Raw genomic sequence first — 17,225 nt, forward strand, 5'->3', positions numbered from 1 at the left:
TCCAAGCTGTGTATATTGGTTCGACAGCCGACAAGGACACTTACCCATGGGCCAGAAACTCAAGATCACCGGCTGGGTCGCCGCCGGCGCCGTTGCAGGCGTCCTGACCACCGCCTCGCTGCAGACCGTCGCGCGCGGCTCGCTCGCGCCCCTGCCGCTCGAGGAACTGCAGCAGCTCGCTGCCGTGTTCGGCATGGTCAAGAGCGACTACGTCGAACCGGTCGACGAGAAGAAGCTGATCTCCGACGCCATCTCCGGCATGGTCGCCGGGCTCGACCCGCATTCCCAGTACTTCGACAAGAAGTCGTTCAAGGAATTCAGGGAAGGCACCACCGGCCGGTTCGTCGGCGTGGGCATCGAGATCTCGCAGGAAGACGGCCTGATCAAGGTGGTCTCCCCGATCGAGGGATCGCCCGCGTTCCGTGCCGGCCTCAAGCCCAATGACCTGATCACCAAGATCGACGACACCGCGGTGCGCGGCCTGTCGCTCAACGAGGCGGTCAAGCGCATGCGCGGCGAGGCGAACACCAAGGTGCTTCTGACGATCTTCCGCAAGGACGAGAGCCGCACCTTCCCGGTCACGATCACGCGCGAGGAAATCCGCACCCAATCGGTGCGCGGCAAGATGATCGAGCCGGGCTACGGCTGGATCCGCCTGTCGCAATTCCAGGAGCGCACGGTCGACGACTTCGTGAAGAAGATCGACGACCTGTACAAGGAAGACCCGAACCTCAAGGGCCTCGTGCTCGACCTGCGCAACGACCCGGGCGGCCTGCTCGACGCGGCCGTGGCGGTGTCGGCGGCCTTCCTGCCCGAGAACGCCACGGTGGTCACCACCGACGGCCAGCTCGCCGAGAGCAAGGCGGTCTACAAGGCGGCGCCCGAGTTCTACCAGCGCCGCTCCGGCAGCGACCCGCTGCGCAGCCTGCCGGCCGCGCTGAAGTCGGTGCCGCTGGTGGTGCTCGTGAACGAAGGCTCGGCCTCGGCCAGCGAAATCGTCGCGGGCGCGCTGCAGGACCACAAGCGCGCCACCATCATGGGCAGCCAGACCTTCGGCAAGGGCTCGGTGCAGACGGTGCGTCCGCTCGGCCCCGACACCGGCCTGAAGATCACCACCGCGCGCTACTACACCCCCAGCGGCACCTCGATCCAGGCCAAGGGCATCGTGCCGAACGTGCTGGTCGACGAGAGCGCCGAGGGCAGCCCCTTCGCAGCGCTGCGCATGCGCGAGGCCGACCTCGAGAAGCACCTGGCCAGCGGCCAGGGCCCCGAGGTGAAGGACCCCGAGCGCGAGAAGGCCCGCGACGAGGCCCGCAAGCGCCTCGAGGAAGAAGCCAAGAAGCCGCCGCAGGACCGCAAGGTGCCCGAATTCGGCTCCGACAAGGACTTCCCGCTGGTGCAGGCGCTCAACCGTCTCAAGGGCCAGCCGGTGCTGGTCAGCAAGACGCAGGTGATCGTCGACAACAAGGAAGAGAAGAAGGAGAACTGACCGGCCGGGGCTCGAGCCCCTTCCGGACGCTCCGACTTCGCATCCCACCGCAGGGGACCGGCCAGACCGGTCCCTTTTGCTTTCTCCACCGCCATGAACGAAGACGACGACCTGCTGCGCTACTCGCGCCACATCCTGCTCGAGGAGTTCGGCATCGATGGCCAGGCGCGCGTGAGCGCCGGCCGGGTGCTCGTGATCGGCGCCGGCGGGCTGGGATCGCCGGCCGTGCTCTACCTCGCGGCGGCGGGCGTGGGACGCATCGTGCTGGTCGACGACGACGAGGTCGACCTCACCAACCTGCAGCGCCAGGTCGCCCACACCGAGGCGCGCGTGGGCCAGCCCAAGGTGACCTCGGCGGCGCAGGCCATGCGCGACATCAATCCCGGCATCGCCATCGAGACCCACGTGCTGCGCCCCGACGCCGACCAGTTGTCGGCGCTGGTCGCCGCGGCGGACGTGGTGCTCGACTGCACCGACAACTTCGTGACGCGCCAGGCGGTCAACCGCGCCTGCGTGGCGCACGGCAAGCCGCTGGTGGCGGGCGCCGCGATCCGCTTCGACGGCCAGCTCAGCGTGTACGACGTGCGCGATCCGGCCTCGCCCTGCTATGCCTGTCTGTTCCCGCCCGACGCGGCCTTCGAGGAGACGCTGTGCGCGGTGCTGGGCGTGTTCGGACCGGTGGTCGGCACCATCGGCACCTTGCAGGCGCTCGAGGCGCTCAAGCTGCTCGCGGGCATCGGGCCGTCGCTCACGGGCCGGTTGCTGATGTTCGACGGGCGCAGCGCCTCGTTCGATACGCTGCGCGTGGCGCGCGATGCGCACTGCGGCGTCTGCGCGGCGCATCGCGCCGCACCCTAGCCTAGATCGAACTCAGGGCTGCTGTTTCGCGCCCTTGGCCCGGGCCGCCCCGGTGGCGGCGGCGCCGGCGGTCGGCTTGTTCGCCTGGGCCAGCATCGCCTTGCAGTCGGAATCCTCGCCGGGGCCGGTCTCGATGGTCGCGGCCAGCGCCAGCAGCGGATTGACGGCGCCCAGCGCCAGGGCCGCCAGTCCACGGCCCGCCAGCGGCCCGACCTGCAGCCCGCCCTTGGGATCGCCGAAGCTGCCGCTGACCACCAGCGGCGTGCGGATCGACAGCAGGCTCTTGCTCTTGGGCTCCTGGTGAACCACGAAGTCCAGCCCCTCGGTGGCGAAATTGGCCTGCCCCGTGGCCGTGAACAGCGCGTTGGTGGTGTCGACCATCAGCGTGCGGCCGGTCGCCAGCCCCTTGTTCACGTCGAAGGCCACGGCCGCGCAGCGCAACTCGACATCGCGGTCGCCGCGCAGCAGGAACTTGAGGATGTCGCCGCCCACGAGGGTCGCGAACACCGGCAGCAGGTTGCCGAACTGGCCGCGGCCGGCGAGCACCGCCACATCGCCCGAGGCACCGCCGAGCCAGTTGGCGACGGTGCTGCCCGAGCCCGAGAGGTTGATGCGACCGTCGAGCCGGCCCAGGCTGTTGCCGGTGGTCTCGAGCTTGGGGAACAGCCGCGCCAGCTGCATGCCGCGCACGTCGAGCGCGGCGCGGATGTCGGCCGGGTTCTTCGAGCCGTCGATGCGGATCGCGCCGCCCAGCTTGCCGCCGGCCACGCCGAGCAGCAACGGGTCGAGCGAGAGCACGCCGTCCTTGAGCTTGACCTGCACGCTGCCGCTGTCGAGCGGGATGTCGCGCACGTTGCGGATGCTCTCGGCCGTGTACTTCACGTCGGCATTCATCGCGCGCAGCCGCTCGAAGTCCAGCGGCGCGGTCGGCAGCACCTTGCCGCCCGGGCGCTTGACCTGGGTCACGGTCGGCGGCGGCGCCACGCCTTCGACGGTGGCGGCGGTGCGCGCCGTCGGCGGCAGGCCGATCAGCGGGCCGAGATCGTCCATGTCCATCACCTTGGAGCGCAGTTCGCCCGCGAGGTAGGGCACCTGGGTCGCCTGGTCGAAGCGCATGTCGCCGCCGATGTCCGACAGGCCCAGCTTGCCCTGCAGCGCCTTGGCCTCCCACAGCGTGCCGCGCTTGCTCAGGTTGCCGCGCACCGCGTAGGGCGAGGTCTGCGGCAGCGCGATGCCCAGCAGCGGGAACAGCGCGCCCAGGGTCTGGCCGCGGATGTCGAATTTGGCGTCGATGCCGTCGAGGTCGGCGAGCGAACCCACGGTGCCGGCGGCCTTGAGCTTGGTCTGGCCCGCGGCCGCGTCAATCTCGAGCGGGAAAGGTGGCGCGCCGGCCGCGTTGATCTGCATCACGTTGCCGGTGCGGCCCTGGGCCGTGAGCGGCTGGCCCTTGTAGCGGCCCTTGATGCGGTAGTGCACCGGTAGCGCGCCGCGCGCGGTGTCGTAGCTGACGTCGGCATGGATGTCCACGCCCAGGTGCTTGGCCAGGAAGTCGATGGCGCCGCCGTCGATCTCGATCGTGCCGATGGTGGGCGCGGTGCCGGCGTCGGAGGTGTCCTTGCCGAAGGCCCAGGTGCGCCGGCCGTCGGCTTCCATCTGCAGGCCCACGGTGGGCGAGGCGAGCACCAGCCGCGGGATGTCGATGCGGCGCGAGATCAGCGGCCACAGGCGGATGTCGAACTCGGCGCGCTCGGCCTTCACGAGGTAGGGATCGCGCGCCCACGAGGGATTGGCGAACTCGATGCCGTCGAACTTGACGGTGGCGCGGCGCCAGCCCAGGTCGACGTCGAGCCGGCGCGTGATCTCGAACTTGCGGCCAGTCTTCTCGCTCACGTAGCGGTTGAGCGGCTCGCGCAGCACGTCCCAGGGAAAGAACAGGACCACGGCCACCAGCACCACCAGCAGGGTGAGCAGCAGCGCGGCCAGCTTCTGCCACAGCGGGAAGCGGCGCGGGTGGGTGTTGTGGGTGTGATCCATCGCCATGTTTGCATGATGACCGCGTCGCGCGCGCCGTCCAGGTCGGCGCAGGGCCGCAACCCGCGTGCGGCATCACCTACCTGCTGCGCGCAACGCCGACCACGGTCCTCGCCTGCGGCCGCGTCAGAACCCGCCTACAGTTGGGGAACACTGAACCCTGCATGATGCGCGGCAGGGAGGCCTCATTGTCCAGAGCCCGGTCCAGCCAGCGCCAGCCCTCGGCATCAGAGCGCCGGCCGCGCGGCACACATCATTCGGGCAACGTCGGAGGAAGCGCGGTTCGTCATGGATTCCAGATTGAAGACCTACATCGTCGAGGACAACCTCACGATCCGTGAAAACCTCATCGGCACCCTGGAAGAACTGGCGCGCACCGTGGTGGTCGGCTTCGCGGAGACCGAGGACCACGCGGTCGAATGGCTGCGCACGCATGCCGGCGAATGGAACCTGGCGGTGGTCGATCTCTTCCTCAAGCAGGGCAGCGGGCTGGGCGTGCTGCAGGCCTGCACCGAGCGGCGCCCCGAACAGAAGGTGGTGGTGCTCAGCAACTATGCGACGCCCGACATCCGCAGGCGTTGTGCGCAGTTCGGCGTGGACGCGGTGTTCGACAAGTCCAACGAGATCGACGCACTGGTCGACTTCTGCCTGCGCGCGGTGGCGCTGCAGCCACCGGGGCCGGGCTGAGGCCCGGCGCGAACGGTGGCTTTCTCAGTCGATCAGCTTGTTCTTGAGGGCGTAGTACGTGAGGTCGCTGTTGGAGGAGAGGTTCATCTTCTCCATCAGCCGCGTGCGGTAGGTGCTCACGGTCTTCACCGACAGCGACAGCGTCTTGGCGATGTCGCCCGCGGTCTCGCCCTTGGCCAGCTTCAGGAACACCTGGAACTCGCGCTCCGAGAGCTGCTCGTGCGGCGCGGCGTCGTCCTTGCGGTCAAGCTGGCGGGCCAGCAGTTCGGCCACGGCGGGGGTGATGTAGCGGCGGCCCAGCGCGATGGTGCGGATCGCGTTGACGATCTCCATCGGGTCGCATTCCTTGTTGAGGTAGCCGCTCGCGCCCTGCCGGATCAGGTTCATCGCGTAGTGTTCCTCGGGGTACCCGCTCAGGATCAGGATGCCGACGTCGGGCGCCTTGGCACGGATCATGGCGAGCGCGTCGATCCCGCTCTGGCCCGGCATCGACAGGTCCATCACCAGCACGTCGAGCTCGGTGGTGCGCACGAGCTCGATCGCCTCGCGACCGCTGGCGGCCTCGCCGGCCACGCGCAGATCCACGTGCTCGGAGAAGAACTGCCTGAGACCCGATCGCACGATGGCGTGGTCGTCCACAATTCCAATTTTGATCATCTGTTACTTTCGTCGTTGTGTTGCCGGTCCGCGGGCCGCAACATGCCGGTTCCCTGATCGTTGTCAATTATTCACGATCTTGTCTAGAAAGCGGACTCAATAGTTTCATGCGTTGGCTAGCCTTTCCCAAAATGGCCTTGAGCCTGCTGCTCGCCGCCCTGGCGGCGCTGGCGCTCGTCGGCATCAACGAGGCGGGCTATCGGCAGTCCAGTATCGCCCTGGCCGAGATCGACGCCGCCCAGAAGGTGCGCAGCGTGCTCAACCAGCTGCTGCAGAACATCCTCGATGCCGAAACGGGCCAGCGTGGCTTTCTGCTGACAGGGGAAGCCGCCTACCGGCAACCCTACGACAACGCCATCAAGGAGATCGACGGCAACCTGGCGAGCCTGCGCGAGCAGTATGCCGGCCGGCCGGCCGAGACGGCCCAGCTGGCCGAACTGTCCAAGCACGTGCTGCGCAAGGTCTCCGAGATGGACATGAGCGTGCGCCTGCGCTCGGACGGCAAGGAGGACGCCTGGAAGTTCGTCATCACCACCGACGTCGGCCGCGAGGAGATGGATTCCATCCGCGAGAAGGCCCGGGGCCTGGTGGAACTCAGCAACAAGACCCTGCACGACAGCCAGACCCAGGTGATGCTGTCGCTGCGGCTGGCGCGCTTCGGCACCAGCATCGTGGCGCTGGCGGCCCTGTTCGCCTTCTTCCTGTACCTGCGCCAGACGCATGTGCTGCGCTCGATCGGCGAGCGCCAGCAGGAGACGCTGCAGCGCGAGCGCAATGCCCTGGAAGACGAGGTGCGCGAGCGCACCACCTCGCTGGCCGAGCTGGCGACCCATCTGCAGGACGTGCGCGAGACCGAGCGCGGCTTCCTGGCGCGCGAGCTGCACGACGAACTGGGCTCGCTGCTGACCGCCGCCAAGCTCGACGTGGCACGGCTCAAGTCGCGGCTGGCCGATTCGCCCGACGCGATCCAGCGGCTGCAGCATCTGACCGAGCTGCTCAACAGCGGCATCGCGCTCAAGCGCCGCATCATCGAGGACCTGCGCCCGTCCTCGCTGGCCAACCTGGGGCTGGTGGCCTCGCTCGAAATCCTCGGGCGCGAGTTCGGCGAGCGTTCGGGCATCCACGTCGACATGCAGCTGGAGGCGGTCAGCACCGACGAGTCACGCCAGCTCACGATCTACCGGATGGTGCAGGAGAGCCTCACCAACATCGGCAAGTACGCCGAGGCCACCGAGGCCACGATCTCGATGAAGGACCACGACAGCCATGTGCTGGTCGAGGTGCTCGACAACGGCAAGGGCTTCGACGCCCAGAAGATGCGCCCGTCGACCCATGGCCTGGCCGGCATGCGCCACCGCGTGGAGGCGGCGCACGGCAAGCTCACGGTGGCGTCGACGCCCGGGCACGGCACGCGGATCACGGCGATGCTGCCGGTGGCCTGAGCCCGAACCCGGGGCGATGCACCGGCGCAATCGGTGCCGGAAAGCGCGCGATTTCCGAGGCAGCCGGCGAACTCGGCCATCTCCTACGCCCCGCCACCCCTGTCACTGACAGGTCCGCCAAGGGGCCGCCCTTAAGGTCTGTCCATGCCGTGATGCTCCGCTTCGGACACACGGCTTTTCCAACAACGAGGGCAGCCTCCAAGGAGTTCCGCATGTTGCACTATGCAGTGGTCTTTCTGGTCATCGCGCTAATCGCCGCCTTGTTCGGCTTCGGCGGCATCGCCGCCAGCGCCGTCGGCATCGCCAAGATCCTTTTCGTGATCTTCGCGGTACTCGCCATCGCGAGCTTCCTGGCCGGCTTGCTACGAAGCAAGTAGCGTCGGTACGATTCACAAGCTCTCGCAAACCATTCCCGGAAAGGACTTTTCATGAACACGACCAAGACCCCCCAGCAACTCGCCGACGATGCACGCCAGACCGCCAACGACGCTGTCGACACCACGCGTGCCTATGCACAGAACGCGGTGAATGCAGCGGGCGAAAAGGTTCGCGAGCTGCGCCGCGACGCGGAACCGGCGGTCGAGCAACTGGCGGCGCGCGTGCAGCAGGCCGTGCAGCGCGGCCTCGATGCCGCCTCGACCACCAGCGCGCGCGCACAGCGCCGCCTCGAGCAGGCCGCCGACGTGACCGGCCGCTACATCTCCGACCAGCCCGTGCGCTCGGTGCTGATCGCCGCCGCGGCCGGTGCCGCGATCACCGCACTGATCGTTCTGGCCAGCCGCCGTCGAGACGACTATTGATCGATTGAAGCATTCGGCCCGCTCCGCAGCACCATGCTTCATCCGATCTTTTCCACGGTGCTCGGGCACCCGGAGCTCATCGCCGAACACATCGCCAACTACGCGGCCCTGGTCCGGCAGGAGTCCGGTACCGCGGCCCGTGGGCTGATCGCCCGCATCGTCGCGGGCATCCTGGCCGCGGCCACCTTCGTGCTGGCGCTGGGACTCACCGGCGTGGCGGTGCTGCTGGGTGTGCTGCACGGCAGTTTTCATTGGGTGCTGGTCGCGGTTCCCGGCGTTGCGCTGGTGATCGCCGCGATCTGCGCCTGGATCGCATCCCGTCCCTTCATCGCCCACGGGTTCGACGATCTGCGTGCGCAGGTCGACGCCGACCTGCAGGCCCTTCACGAAGCCGGAGGCCGCCATGGCCGGCACTGATCCCCGCGCCGTCCTGACACCGAAGGAACGGCTGGCGCTGTCGCGCCGCGCGCTGGTGCGCGAACTCAATGGCGGCCGCGAGCCCGAGCCGGAACCCCGCACGCCGCAGCAGGAACGCGCCCGGCGCGATGCCGAAGCGGCCTTCGCGCAGTCCGACCCCGACGATGCCGGCGCCGCCTTCGAAGGCCAGCGCGCGCACGATCCGGGCCCTGGCCGCGGCGGCAGCGCCCGCATCTGGGCCTCGGTCGCGCGCAGCATGGCCGAGCGCTGGTGGCGCCGCCATCCGGCGCACGCGGCGGGCCAGCTGGCGCGGCCGCTGCTCGAGCGCTATGCGCGCAAGGAGCCGGCCAAGCTGATGGCGATCGCCGCGGCCACCGGCGCGGTGGTGGTGTTGGTCAGGCCCTGGCGGCTGCTGTCGGTGACGGCGGTGCTGGCGGCGGTGCTCAAGACTTCCGACCTGGCCGACATCGTGAACACGCTCATGCAGCAGAAAACAACTCCCCCACGAAAGGATCCTCCATGAAAGCCAATGCCTCCACCCCGGCGACGGACCACCAGCACCTGGTGCTGGACCAGAAGGGCCTCGACGCCGCGGCCCACAGCCTCGACGATGGCGCCGTCACTCCGGCCTACGGTCCGTGGCGCGACGACATCGTCAAGCTCTTGAACGACGCGCTCGCCACCGAGCTGGTCTGCGTGCTGCGCTACAAGCGCCACTACTTCACCGCCAACGGCGTGGAATCGCCGGCCATCGCCGACGAATTCCTGGTGCACGCCAACGAGGAGTCGGCCCACGCCGACCGCATCGCCGAACGCATCGTGCAACTCGGTGGCGAACCCGACTTCGCGCCCGACCACCTGCGCGAACGCAGCCACGCCGGCTACGACGAATCGACCGACCTGCAGGCTATGGTGCGCGCCAACCTCGTGGCCGAACGCATCGCGGTCGAGTCGTACCGCCAGATGATCAACCTGATCGGCGACAAGGACCCGACCACCCGCCGCATGCTCGAGGACATCCTGTCGGACGAGGAAGAGCATGCCGACGAACTGAAGGACTGGCTGGGTCACTGACCCGGCAGCACCCAAGAGAAAGCCCGGCATGCCGGGCTTTCTTCATTGGGGAGCGAAAAAGCGGGTTAGGAAACCGAGCCCTTCACCTCGAGCCGGTTGTCGACCGAGGTCACGCCCTGCACGCCCTTGGCGATCTGCTCGGCGCGCTCCTTGGCGGCGGCGCTCGGTGCGGGCCCCTGCAGGCTCACGGCGCCGGCCTTGGTGTCGACGTCGATCTTGATGGCGCTGAGGTCGGGATCCTTCGCCAGGCCGGCCGAAACAGCGGCGGTGATGGCGGCATCGTCCACCGTGTTCGCCACGGCGCTGCCGGCGTCCTTCACGGCTTCCTTCGCATTGGCCGCACCGTCCTTCACGCTCTGCGAATCGATCTTGGCCTTGGCCTCCTCGGCCATCTGCACGGTCTTGTCGCGCGCGGTGTCGACGGCCTGGCCCGTGCGCGCCACCGCGCTGTCGAGCTTCTCGCCGGCGGTGCGGCCGTCATTCTTGTCGCAGGCGGCCAGCGCGAGGCTGCCGCCGGCGATCGCGAGCACGGCGAGCCAGGTGCGCGTGCGCGAGGCGGACGGCTGTATCGAAATGGTCATGGGGACCTCCACGTCGATGGAATGAAAAGAAAAATGGCTGCGCGCCCGCAGGCCGCAGCCATGTTGCATCAGAGCTTGTCGGCGCCGGACTTGATGGCGTCCTTGGCCTTTTCCTTCACGTCGCCGTAGGTGCTCTGCACCTTGCCGGCGGCCTGGTCGGCGATGCCCTCGCCCTGGAGCTTCTCGTTGCCGACGACCTTGCCGGTGACTTCCTTGATCTTGCCCTTGGCCTGGTCGACGCGGCCTTCCACTTGGTCCTTGTTCATTGCGATGTCCTTCCTGATGCGGTCACGAAGCGCCCGGAGACCGGGCGCATGAGCCGGCGGCCCATGAGTTCAATCTAGCGACGGGGCTGGAGAACGCCGCCACGACGGGGGCGCGAAGCGCTGTAGGACAACCGGGCCCGGCCGGGGTCAGGCGGAGACGATCCAGCCCTCGAGCGGATCGATGTCCGTCGGCAGCCCATAGCCAGGGCCCGCGCTGTCCGCGCGCCGCAGGCCCCAGGCGGCCTGCACCAGGCACAGCACGGCGTCGAGGTCGTCGCCGCGCGGGTCATCGAGCAGTTCGCGCCGCTGCCCGGCCGAGAGCACGAGGCGCAGGCCGAGCCGCGTGCGGCCCGCTTCGAGCGCGGCCAGCAGCTCGGCCCGCGCGTCGCGGCGCTCGGGCGTCTGCTTGGCGAGATCGTCGCTCTTGTAGCTGCGGCGCCCGACCAGCTCGCGCGCCAGCAGCCCGGGATAGGCCTCGAGCGCCACCCGGTCGACCGGCCGCGCCGCGCGCAGCCCCGGCAGATGGGCGCCGGCCGCGAGCAGCGGCGGCACGCCGGCATGCAGCATGAAGGCCACCGGCGGATTGACCCACTTCATCGACGGGCTCGAGCCCGCGGGCCCATCGGTGGCGCGGTGCGCGAACTTGCCGCCCACGGGACGCGCGGCGCAGAAGGCGGCGAAGGTCTCGCGGATTTCGGCGCGGGTGAGCGCGGCGTAGTGCGCGATCAGCGGCTCGAAGTGCAGCGGCCAGCCCAGGTGCTCGACCAGCTCGCGCGGCAGGCTGAACGGGAAGTCGAAGCCGCCGACCCAGGCCGGCGTGGCGTGCAGCCAGCGGCTCCAGGCCTCGAGCGTGGCAAAGCGCTGCAGGCCGTGCAGCGCAACCGCGTCATCGGACGCCGGCTCGCCGGTGGCCACCACGATCGGCTTGCGCGCGGTCGGCGCGCTCGAAAAGTCGCAGCCGAACAGCACCACCGGGGCCGGCTGCGTCGCGCCCATGGCTCAGCCCAGCGCGAGCGCCACCACGCCCGCCGCGATGAAGAGCGCGCCCAGCAGGCGCAGCAGCCGGTCGCCCTCGCGCAGCAGGTGGCCGCCGATCAGCGCGGCGAACAGCATCGACACCTCGCGCGCGGGCGCCACGTGCGAGATCGGCGCCTGCTGCACCGCGTAGAGCACCAGCACGTACGACACCGGACTCACGGCCGCCACCACCAGCGCGTACTTCCATTGCGCGCGCCACATGCGCGCGGTGGTGGCGCGGTCGTGCAGCGCGGCCGGCAGCAGCAGCACCAGCCGCACGAGGTTGCCGAAGTAGTCGAGCAGGATCGGCGACATCGCGAGGAACTTGACGGCGTAGCTGTCGGCCACGGTGTAGGCCGCGATGAAGCCGCCGGTCAGCACGCCGTAGCGGATGCCCTTGTGCACGCGCTCGCGCTGCGCCGGGTCGTGCGCCTTGTGCCAGAGCTTGGGGCCGCCGGCGACCAGGAACACGCCACCCACCACGCCCACGATGCCCGCCACGCCCACGAGGCTGATCTTCTCGCCGAGGAACAGCACCGCCACCAGCGAAGACAGGAGCGGCCCCGAGCCCCGTGCCAGCGGATAGACCACCGTGAGGTCCGACTTGCGGTAGCCGCGCAGCAGCACGATGAAATAGAAGATGTGCAGCACGCCGCTGAGCGTGACGAAGCCCCACTCGGTCGCGCCCCAGTGGGGCACCACGTTCCAGCCCAGCACGATGCCCACGGGCGCCCAGATGAGCATGTTGAACACGCTGGTCTGGAAGCTGAAGCGCACGTCGCCGTTGGCCTTCTTGGCGACGATGTTCCAGCCCGCGTGGATGAGCCCTGCGAGCAGGATCAGCGCGAATGCGGAAAGAGGCACGGGATCAGGTCAGGAAAATCGCTCGCCCGCCGGCCGGCGGGCCATGAAAAAGGGGGCCAAGGCCCCCGACTCGTTTTTCAGTGGCGCCCGACGATGGCCGCCGTGGCCATCAGCTCCTCGAGCAACGCCAGCGAGACCTTGCCCGAGACCTTGTACGGGTCGAGCTCGGGCTTCTCGGAATACTTCAGCAGCGTGGAGGCGTTGAGCTTGGAGAGGTTGACCTGCCCCATGGTCCAGCCGCCGAAGCGGCGCTCGAAGATTTCCTCGTAGTGCAGCAGCACCACGTCCTTGTGGCGCGCATCGCGCTGGATGTGGCCGTAGAGCTCGCTGATCGCCATGCGGCCGCCTTCGATCGCCTGCAGGAAGGTGCCGCCGCCGTAGCAGAGGATGCCCGTGATGCCGCAGGCCGTGTTGTGCGAGCGCGATTGCGTGAGGATCGCCTCGATGGCCGCGGGGCTGGTGTCGACGGCGCGGCTGGCGTAGAGGAGTCGGACCAGCATGTCAGCTCTTTCGAGGCAGGAGGGAAAGGAATTCGCGGCGCAGGCTCGGGTCCTTGAGGAACACGCCGCGCATCACGGAATTGATCATCTTGCTGTCCATTTCCTTCACGCCGCGCCAGGCCATGCAGAAGTGCTCGGCCTCGACCACCAGGGCCAGACCGTCCGGCTGGGTCTTCTCCTGGATCAGGTCGGCCAGCTGCACCACGGCTTCTTCCTGGATCTGCGGACGGCCCATCACCCATTCGGCGAGGCGCGCGTACTTCGACAGGCCGATGACGTTGGTGTGCTCGTTGGGCATCACGCCGATCCAGAGCTTGCCGATGATCGGGCAGAAATGGTGCGAGCAGGCGCTGCGCACCGTGATCGGGCCGACGATCATCAGCTCGTTGAGGTGCTCGGCATTGGGGAATTCGGTCAGCGAGGGCGGCGGCACGTAGCGGCCGCGGAACACCTCGTTGACGTACATCTTCGCCACGCGCCGCGCCGTGTTGTCGGTGTTGTGGTCGTTCTCGATGTCGATGACCAGGCTCTCGAGCACGCCCTTCATCTTGACCTCGACCTCGTCGAGCAGGGCCTCGAGTTCGCCCGGCTGGATGAACTCGGCGATGTTGTCGTTGGCGTTGAAGCGCCGGCGCGCCGCGTTCAGGCGTTCGCGGATCTTCACGGAGACGGGCGTGCCCTCGTCGTCGTCTTTGGGAACGGGGAGCGTGTCCACTTCGGTTTTCCTCAGCATCGGGCCATCGTACCAGTGAATGCATGCCCGCCGTTCGGGCCGCGAATGCCCGTACCTTCTGCGGGCCTTGCTATCAATTCGGCAGCAAGAAGTCGGTGACCAGCGGCAGGTGATCCGACATGCGGGCCCAGATCGGTCCGCGCGGCACGCTGCTGGTCAGCGGTTCGATCTCGCGGCCGTAGATGAAATCGAGCTGCGCCACCGGCAGCCGCGAGGGATAGGTCAGCGTGCGCGGGCCGCGCAGGTCGCTGGTGTCGCGCAGGCCCATGGCGTTCATCGCATAGCGCATGCGCGCGCCCCAGTCGTTGAAGTCGCCGGCCACCACCACCGGCTCGCCGTTCGGCACCTCGCGCTCGATGAATTCGCGCAGCCGCGCCACCTGCCGCACGCGGCTGCCCTTGATCAGCCCCAGGTGCACCACGATGGCGTGCATGGGCCGCCCCTCGACCTCCATCACCACGTGCAGCAGGCCGCGCTGCTCGAAGCGGTGGTCGGAGATGTCCTGGTGATTGGTGCGCAGCACCGGCCAGCGCGTGAGCAGCGCGTTGCCGTGCTCGCCGTGGCGCGTGATGGCATTGGTTTCGTAGACCGCCGTGTAGCCCTCGGGCGCGAGGAAGTCGGCCTGCGGCAGCTCGGGCCAGCGCGGAAAGCGCACCGCGGCCTGGCGGTTCATCTTGCGCACTTCCTGCAGGCAGACGATGTCGGCGTCGAGCTGCTCGATCGCATGGCCGAGGTTGTGGATCTCGAGCCGCCGCGCGGGGCCGATGCCCTGCACCCCCTTGTGGATGTTGTAGGTGGCGACCCGGAAGTTGGGCGTCTGCGAGTTCATCGCGCAAATTCTGGCAGCAACAGAATGGCTTCGGCGTTCGATGGGGAAAAGCAGGCGTCGGCGGCCTCGCGGTAGGGCAGCCAGCGCCAGTCGGTGTGCTCGCGCGGCGCCAGCACCGGCACCACGCGCTCGGGCACGCACAGGCCGAACAGGTGCTCGGTGTTGTGCGTGACGCCGGGCGCATAGCGCGCACGCCAGCGCGGATAGATCTCGTAGACGTTGCGCAGGCCCCAGTCGACCAGCTGCGCCGCGAGCGCGCTGCCCTGCCCGCACAGGATGCCGGTCTCCTCCGCCACCTCGCGCGCGGCCGTGAGCGCCAGCGGCTCGTCCTCCGCGTCCTTGCTGCCGGTGACCGACTGCCAGAACTCGGTCTCGGCGTCGGCGCGGCGGATCAGCAGCACGTCGAGGGCGGGCGTGTGGATCACGACCAGCACGGACTGGGGGATCTTGAAAGGGCGCGTATCAGAAGCCACTGAGTACGGCATCCATGGCGGCTGCGACCTCACCGGCGCGGGAAGCGAGCGAGGCGACCGGCTTCTTGAGTAGCTTGGCCGACAGAGGGGCCGCCAGGTGCGGCATCAGGGACAAGGTCTCCCCGCCCATTTCCACCGGCGGGCACAGGTTGACCGGTGCCTGGCGCGCGCCGACGCGAAACACGGGAATGACAAGGCGGGTCGACAAGTGATCGAGCAGCCCGCTTTGCACGTCGACGACGTAGGGAACCGTCCGGCGCGCCTCGGGCCGAGGGTTCTCGTAGAGGTCGAACTGCGCCATTCAGGACGCTTCCTGCCAGGCCACTATGCCATCGGACCACAAGCCGTGCTTCTCCACCAGTTCGTTCTGCGCGGCGATCCAGTCCTTGTATTGCGCATTGAACTCGCGCTTGCGCTGAGCCATCGATTTCTTCTGCTCCAGCGCTTCGAGTTCCGCAAAGCGCGCCGCAGAAACGAGAACGACCGCCACGCGGTCGTTCTTCATCACATGCACCGGCTCACGCTCGGCCTGGCCGAGGTAGTAGCCGAATCGGTTCTTGGCTTCGGTGGCGGTGATCTGCATGGCTGGCTCCGGGGAGTGATTAGCCATTTTAGCCACCGCCCTCGTCGGGGCAAACGCCGACGATCTGGCCGACGATCTGGCCGCCGATCAGGCCGCCTGCTGCGGCTGCACGTTGCGCAGCCGGATGTGCAGTTCGCGCAGCTGCTTCTCGTCGACCGGGCTCGGCGCCTGCGTCAGCAGGTCCTGCGCGCGCTGGGTCTTCGGGAAGGCGATCACGTCGCGGATCGACTCGGCGCCGGTCATCAGCATGACGAGGCGGTCCAGGCCGATGGCGATGCCGCCGTGCGGCGGGGCGCCGTACTGCAGCGCGTCGAGCAGGAAGCCGAACTTGAGCTGCGCGTCTTCCGCGCTGATCTTGAGCGCGCGGAACACCTTGCTCTGCACTTCCTCGCGGTGGATACGCACCGAACCGCCGCCCATCTCGATGCCGTTGAGCACCATGTCGTAGGCCTTGGCGATGCACTTCTCGGGCGCGGTGTCCATGAGGTCCTCATGGCCGTCCTTCGGTGCGGTGAACGGATGGTGCACGGCGCTCCAGCGCTGGCCTTCCTCGTCGAACTCGAACATCGGGAAGTCCACCACCCACAGCGGTGCCCAGCGGTCGTCGAACAGGCCGCTCTTCTTGCCGAAGGCGCTGTGGCCGATCTTCACGCGCAGCGCGCCGATGGCGTCGTTGACCACCTTCTCCTTGTCGGCGCCGAAGAACAGGATGTCGCCGTTGCGCGCGCCGGTGCGGGCGATGATCTCGGCCAACGCGTTGTCGTCGAGGTTCTTCACGATCGGGCTCTGCAGGCCCTCGCGACCCGCGGCCGCGTCGTTGATCTTGATGTAAGCCAGGCCCTTGGCGCCGTAGATCTTCACGAACTCCTGGTAAGCATCGATCTCGCCGCGCGACAGGCCGCCCTCCGCACCGCCGCCGGGCACGCGCAGCGCGACCACGCGGCCGCCCTTCATCGTGGCGGCGTTCGAGAACACCTTGAATTCCACGCGCTTCATGAGCTCGGTGAGTTCGGTGAACTCGAGCTTCACGCGCAGGTCGGGCTTGTCCGAGCCGTACTTGAACATCGCCTCGCCGTAGGTCATGGTCGGGAACACCGGCAGCTCGATGCCCGCGGCATTGCGGAACACGTTGCGGATCATGCCTTCGAACATCTCGCGGATCTCTTCCTCGGCGAGGAACGAGGTCTCGATGTCGATCTGCGTGAATTCGGGCTGGCGGTCGGCGCGCAGGTCTTCGTCGCGGAAGCACTTGACGATCTGGTAGTAGCGGTCGTAGCCGGCCACCATCAACAGCTGCTTGAACAGCTGCGGCGACTGCGGCAGCGCGAAGAAGCTGCCGTCGTGCACGCGGCTGGGCACCAGGTAGTCGCGCGCGCCTTCGGGCGTGGACTTGCCGAGCATCGGGGTCTCGATGTCGATGAAGCCGTTGGCGTCGAGGAACTTGCGCGTTTCCATCGTCACCTTGTAGCGCAGCATCAGGTTGCGCTGCATCGCGGGGCGGCGCAGGTCCAGCACGCGGTGCGTGAGGCGCGTGGTTTCCGACAGGTTGTCGTCGTCGAGCAGGAACGGCGGCGTGACCGAGGGGTTGAGCACCTTGAGCTCGTGCGCCAGCACTTCGATCTTGCCGCTCTTGAGCTGGTCGTTGGTGGTGCCTTCGGGGCGTGCGCGCACCAGGCCCGTGATCTGCACGCAGAACTCGTTGCGCAGGTTCTCGGCGACGGCAAAGGTCGAGGCGCGATCGGGGTCGCACACCACCTGCACGTAGCCTTCGCGGTCGCGCACGTCGATGAAGATCACGCCGCCGTGGTCGCGGCGACGGTTGACCCAGCCGCAAAGGGTGACGGTCTGGCCCAACAGGGCTTCGGTCACGAGACCGCAATAGTGAGTACGCATGGCCATGGCTAGATTCCGGCGCCGTTGCGGC

General features: G+C 68.2%; 22 protein-coding genes. 9 read left to right on the forward strand and 13 right to left on the reverse strand.

Translation table 11 applies throughout. From position 1 onward, the window contains the following. Positions 1-46 precede the first annotated feature (46 nt). Both INQ48_25655 and moeB read left to right on the forward strand, forming a co-directional pair. On the forward strand, positions 47-1,489 hold the full coding sequence (locus INQ48_25655) for a S41 family peptidase (protein ID QRF56682.1): 1,443 nt from the start codon (positions 47-49) through the stop codon (positions 1,487-1,489). Positions 1,490-1,582: 93 nt separating this feature from the next. After that, the gene (moeB, locus tag INQ48_25660) at positions 1,583-2,347 is read left to right on the forward strand and encodes a molybdopterin-synthase adenylyltransferase MoeB (protein QRF56683.1); all 765 of its coding nucleotides are present in this window, start codon (positions 1,583-1,585) and stop codon (positions 2,345-2,347) included. A 12-nt stretch (positions 2,348-2,359) separates the two neighbouring features. Here the strand turns inward: moeB and INQ48_25665 are convergent, their stop codons facing one another. Beyond that, the gene (locus INQ48_25665) at positions 2,360-4,381 is read right to left on the reverse strand and encodes an AsmA family protein (protein ID QRF56684.1); all 2,022 of its coding nucleotides are present in this window, start codon (positions 4,379-4,381) and stop codon (positions 2,360-2,362) included. Between the two features lie 285 nt (positions 4,382-4,666). Between INQ48_25665 and INQ48_25670 the strand changes: the two genes are divergently transcribed. Continuing rightward, a complete protein-coding gene (locus INQ48_25670; protein ID QRF56685.1) occupies positions 4,667-5,065 on the forward strand; it encodes a response regulator in 399 nt (132 codons plus the stop codon). Between the two features lie 24 nt (positions 5,066-5,089). Here INQ48_25670 and INQ48_25675 read toward each other — a convergent pair whose 3' ends face one another. Further along, positions 5,090-5,722 (reverse strand): response regulator transcription factor, encoded by a 633-nt coding sequence (locus tag INQ48_25675; GenBank protein ID QRF56686.1) that lies wholly within the window; start codon positions 5,720-5,722, stop codon positions 5,090-5,092. Positions 5,723-5,853: 131 nt separating this feature from the next. Here INQ48_25675 and INQ48_25680 point away from each other — a divergent pair, with 131 nt between their 5' ends. The 6 genes from INQ48_25680 to INQ48_25705 all read left to right on the forward strand — a co-directional run bounded on the left by INQ48_25680 (position 5,854) and on the right by INQ48_25705 (position 9,455). Continuing rightward, entirely contained in the window at positions 5,854-7,164 is a 1,311-nt protein-coding gene (locus INQ48_25680) for a CHASE3 domain-containing protein (GenBank protein QRF56687.1), read from the forward strand. A 212-nt stretch (positions 7,165-7,376) separates the two neighbouring features. Next, complete coding sequence (locus tag INQ48_25685) at positions 7,377-7,541, forward strand: DUF1328 domain-containing protein (GenBank protein ID QRF56688.1); 165 nt, start codon at positions 7,377-7,379, stop codon at positions 7,539-7,541. Between the two features lie 51 nt (positions 7,542-7,592). Further along, positions 7,593-7,964 (forward strand): hypothetical protein, encoded by a 372-nt coding sequence (locus INQ48_25690; protein QRF56689.1) that lies wholly within the window; start codon positions 7,593-7,595, stop codon positions 7,962-7,964. A gap of 33 nt (positions 7,965-7,997) precedes the next feature. Then, a complete protein-coding gene (locus INQ48_25695) occupies positions 7,998-8,381 on the forward strand; it encodes a hypothetical protein (GenBank protein QRF56690.1) in 384 nt (127 codons plus the stop codon). Then, the gene (locus tag INQ48_25700; protein ID QRF56691.1) at positions 8,368-8,904 is read left to right on the forward strand and encodes a hypothetical protein; all 537 of its coding nucleotides are present in this window, start codon (positions 8,368-8,370) and stop codon (positions 8,902-8,904) included. Before INQ48_25695 ends, INQ48_25700 begins: the two co-directional genes overlap by 14 nt. Continuing rightward, positions 8,901-9,455, forward strand: coding sequence for a ferritin-like domain-containing protein (locus INQ48_25705; GenBank protein QRF56692.1), 555 nt, complete (start codon positions 8,901-8,903; stop codon positions 9,453-9,455). The genes INQ48_25700 and INQ48_25705 overlap by 4 nt, the downstream gene beginning before the upstream one ends. A 65-nt stretch (positions 9,456-9,520) precedes the next feature. Here INQ48_25705 and INQ48_25710 read toward each other — a convergent pair whose 3' ends face one another. From INQ48_25710 to aspS, 11 genes are all read right to left on the reverse strand, one after another. Continuing rightward, on the reverse strand, positions 9,521-10,036 hold the full coding sequence (locus INQ48_25710) for a BON domain-containing protein (GenBank protein ID QRF56693.1): 516 nt from the start codon (positions 10,034-10,036) through the stop codon (positions 9,521-9,523). A 68-nt stretch (positions 10,037-10,104) separates the two neighbouring features. Further along, positions 10,105-10,302: a CsbD family protein gene (locus INQ48_25715; GenBank protein QRF56694.1), complete on the reverse strand. Its 198-nt coding sequence runs from the start codon at positions 10,300-10,302 to the stop codon at positions 10,105-10,107. 147 nt (positions 10,303-10,449) lie between these two features. Further along, positions 10,450-11,298, reverse strand: a complete 849-nt coding sequence (locus tag INQ48_25720) for a DUF429 domain-containing protein (GenBank protein ID QRF56695.1) — start codon at positions 11,296-11,298, stop codon at positions 10,450-10,452. A 3-nt stretch (positions 11,299-11,301) separates the two neighbouring features. Next, the gene (locus INQ48_25725) at positions 11,302-12,183 is read right to left on the reverse strand and encodes an EamA family transporter (protein ID QRF56696.1); all 882 of its coding nucleotides are present in this window, start codon (positions 12,181-12,183) and stop codon (positions 11,302-11,304) included. A gap of 77 nt (positions 12,184-12,260) precedes the next feature. Further along, positions 12,261-12,683: a BLUF domain-containing protein gene (locus tag INQ48_25730; GenBank protein ID QRF56697.1), complete on the reverse strand. Its 423-nt coding sequence runs from the start codon at positions 12,681-12,683 to the stop codon at positions 12,261-12,263. A 1-nt stretch (position 12,684) separates the two neighbouring features. Next, on the reverse strand, positions 12,685-13,416 hold the full coding sequence (locus tag INQ48_25735) for a GTP cyclohydrolase I (protein QRF56698.1): 732 nt from the start codon (positions 13,414-13,416) through the stop codon (positions 12,685-12,687). Between the two features lie 73 nt (positions 13,417-13,489). Continuing rightward, positions 13,490-14,245, reverse strand: coding sequence for an endonuclease/exonuclease/phosphatase family protein (locus tag INQ48_25740; GenBank protein ID QRF56699.1), 756 nt, complete (start codon positions 14,243-14,245; stop codon positions 13,490-13,492). Next, positions 14,242-14,718: a dihydroneopterin triphosphate diphosphatase gene (nudB, locus tag INQ48_25745; GenBank protein ID QRF56700.1), complete on the reverse strand. Its 477-nt coding sequence runs from the start codon at positions 14,716-14,718 to the stop codon at positions 14,242-14,244. The genes INQ48_25740 and nudB overlap by 4 nt, the downstream gene beginning before the upstream one ends. Next, complete coding sequence (locus INQ48_25750; GenBank protein ID QRF56701.1) at positions 14,708-15,019, reverse strand: CcdB family protein; 312 nt, start codon at positions 15,017-15,019, stop codon at positions 14,708-14,710. The genes nudB and INQ48_25750 overlap by 11 nt, the downstream gene beginning before the upstream one ends. Then, complete coding sequence (locus INQ48_25755) at positions 15,020-15,301, reverse strand: type II toxin-antitoxin system prevent-host-death family antitoxin (GenBank protein QRF56702.1); 282 nt, start codon at positions 15,299-15,301, stop codon at positions 15,020-15,022. It lies immediately after the preceding gene. A gap of 87 nt (positions 15,302-15,388) precedes the next feature. Beyond that, a complete protein-coding gene (gene aspS / locus INQ48_25760) occupies positions 15,389-17,200 on the reverse strand; it encodes an aspartate--tRNA ligase (protein QRF56703.1) in 1,812 nt (603 codons plus the stop codon). Positions 17,201-17,225 lie beyond the last annotated feature (25 nt).

It is taken from the genome of Variovorax paradoxus, from assembly GCA_016806145.1.
Classification (GTDB): Bacteria; Pseudomonadota; Gammaproteobacteria; order Burkholderiales; family Burkholderiaceae_C; genus Variovorax.

Excerpts from the sequence above, each read along its gene's own strand:
- INQ48_25655 (QRF56682.1), top strand. The coding sequence starts at position 47 with ATGGGCCAGAAACTCAAGATCACCGGCTGGGTCGCCGCCGGCGCCGTT.
- moeB (QRF56683.1), top strand. The coding sequence starts at position 1,583 with ATGAACGAAGACGACGACCTGCTGCGCTACTCGCGCCACATCCTGCTC.
- INQ48_25665 (QRF56684.1), bottom strand. The coding sequence starts at position 4,381 with ATGGATCACACCCACAACACCCACCCGCGCCGCTTCCCGCTGTGGCAG.
- INQ48_25670 (QRF56685.1), top strand. The coding sequence starts at position 4,667 with ATGGATTCCAGATTGAAGACCTACATCGTCGAGGACAACCTCACGATC.
- INQ48_25675 (QRF56686.1), bottom strand. The coding sequence starts at position 5,722 with ATGATCAAAATTGGAATTGTGGACGACCACGCCATCGTGCGATCGGGT.
- INQ48_25680 (QRF56687.1), top strand. The coding sequence starts at position 5,854 with ATGGCCTTGAGCCTGCTGCTCGCCGCCCTGGCGGCGCTGGCGCTCGTC.
- INQ48_25685 (QRF56688.1), top strand. The coding sequence starts at position 7,377 with ATGTTGCACTATGCAGTGGTCTTTCTGGTCATCGCGCTAATCGCCGCC.
- INQ48_25690 (QRF56689.1), top strand. The coding sequence starts at position 7,593 with ATGAACACGACCAAGACCCCCCAGCAACTCGCCGACGATGCACGCCAG.
- INQ48_25695 (QRF56690.1), top strand. The coding sequence starts at position 7,998 with ATGCTTCATCCGATCTTTTCCACGGTGCTCGGGCACCCGGAGCTCATC.
- INQ48_25700 (QRF56691.1), top strand. The coding sequence starts at position 8,368 with ATGGCCGGCACTGATCCCCGCGCCGTCCTGACACCGAAGGAACGGCTG.
- INQ48_25705 (QRF56692.1), top strand. The coding sequence starts at position 8,901 with ATGAAAGCCAATGCCTCCACCCCGGCGACGGACCACCAGCACCTGGTG.
- INQ48_25710 (QRF56693.1), bottom strand. The coding sequence starts at position 10,036 with ATGACCATTTCGATACAGCCGTCCGCCTCGCGCACGCGCACCTGGCTC.
- INQ48_25715 (QRF56694.1), bottom strand. The coding sequence starts at position 10,302 with ATGAACAAGGACCAAGTGGAAGGCCGCGTCGACCAGGCCAAGGGCAAG.
- INQ48_25720 (QRF56695.1), bottom strand. The coding sequence starts at position 11,298 with ATGGGCGCGACGCAGCCGGCCCCGGTGGTGCTGTTCGGCTGCGACTTT.
- INQ48_25730 (QRF56697.1), bottom strand. The coding sequence starts at position 12,683 with ATGCTGGTCCGACTCCTCTACGCCAGCCGCGCCGTCGACACCAGCCCC.
- INQ48_25735 (QRF56698.1), bottom strand. The coding sequence starts at position 13,416 with ATGCTGAGGAAAACCGAAGTGGACACGCTCCCCGTTCCCAAAGACGAC.
- INQ48_25740 (QRF56699.1), bottom strand. The coding sequence starts at position 14,245 with ATGAACTCGCAGACGCCCAACTTCCGGGTCGCCACCTACAACATCCAC.
- INQ48_25750 (QRF56701.1), bottom strand. The coding sequence starts at position 15,019 with ATGGCGCAGTTCGACCTCTACGAGAACCCTCGGCCCGAGGCGCGCCGG.
- INQ48_25755 (QRF56702.1), bottom strand. The coding sequence starts at position 15,301 with ATGCAGATCACCGCCACCGAAGCCAAGAACCGATTCGGCTACTACCTC.
- aspS (QRF56703.1), bottom strand. The coding sequence starts at position 17,200 with ATGGCCATGCGTACTCACTATTGCGGTCTCGTGACCGAAGCCCTGTTG.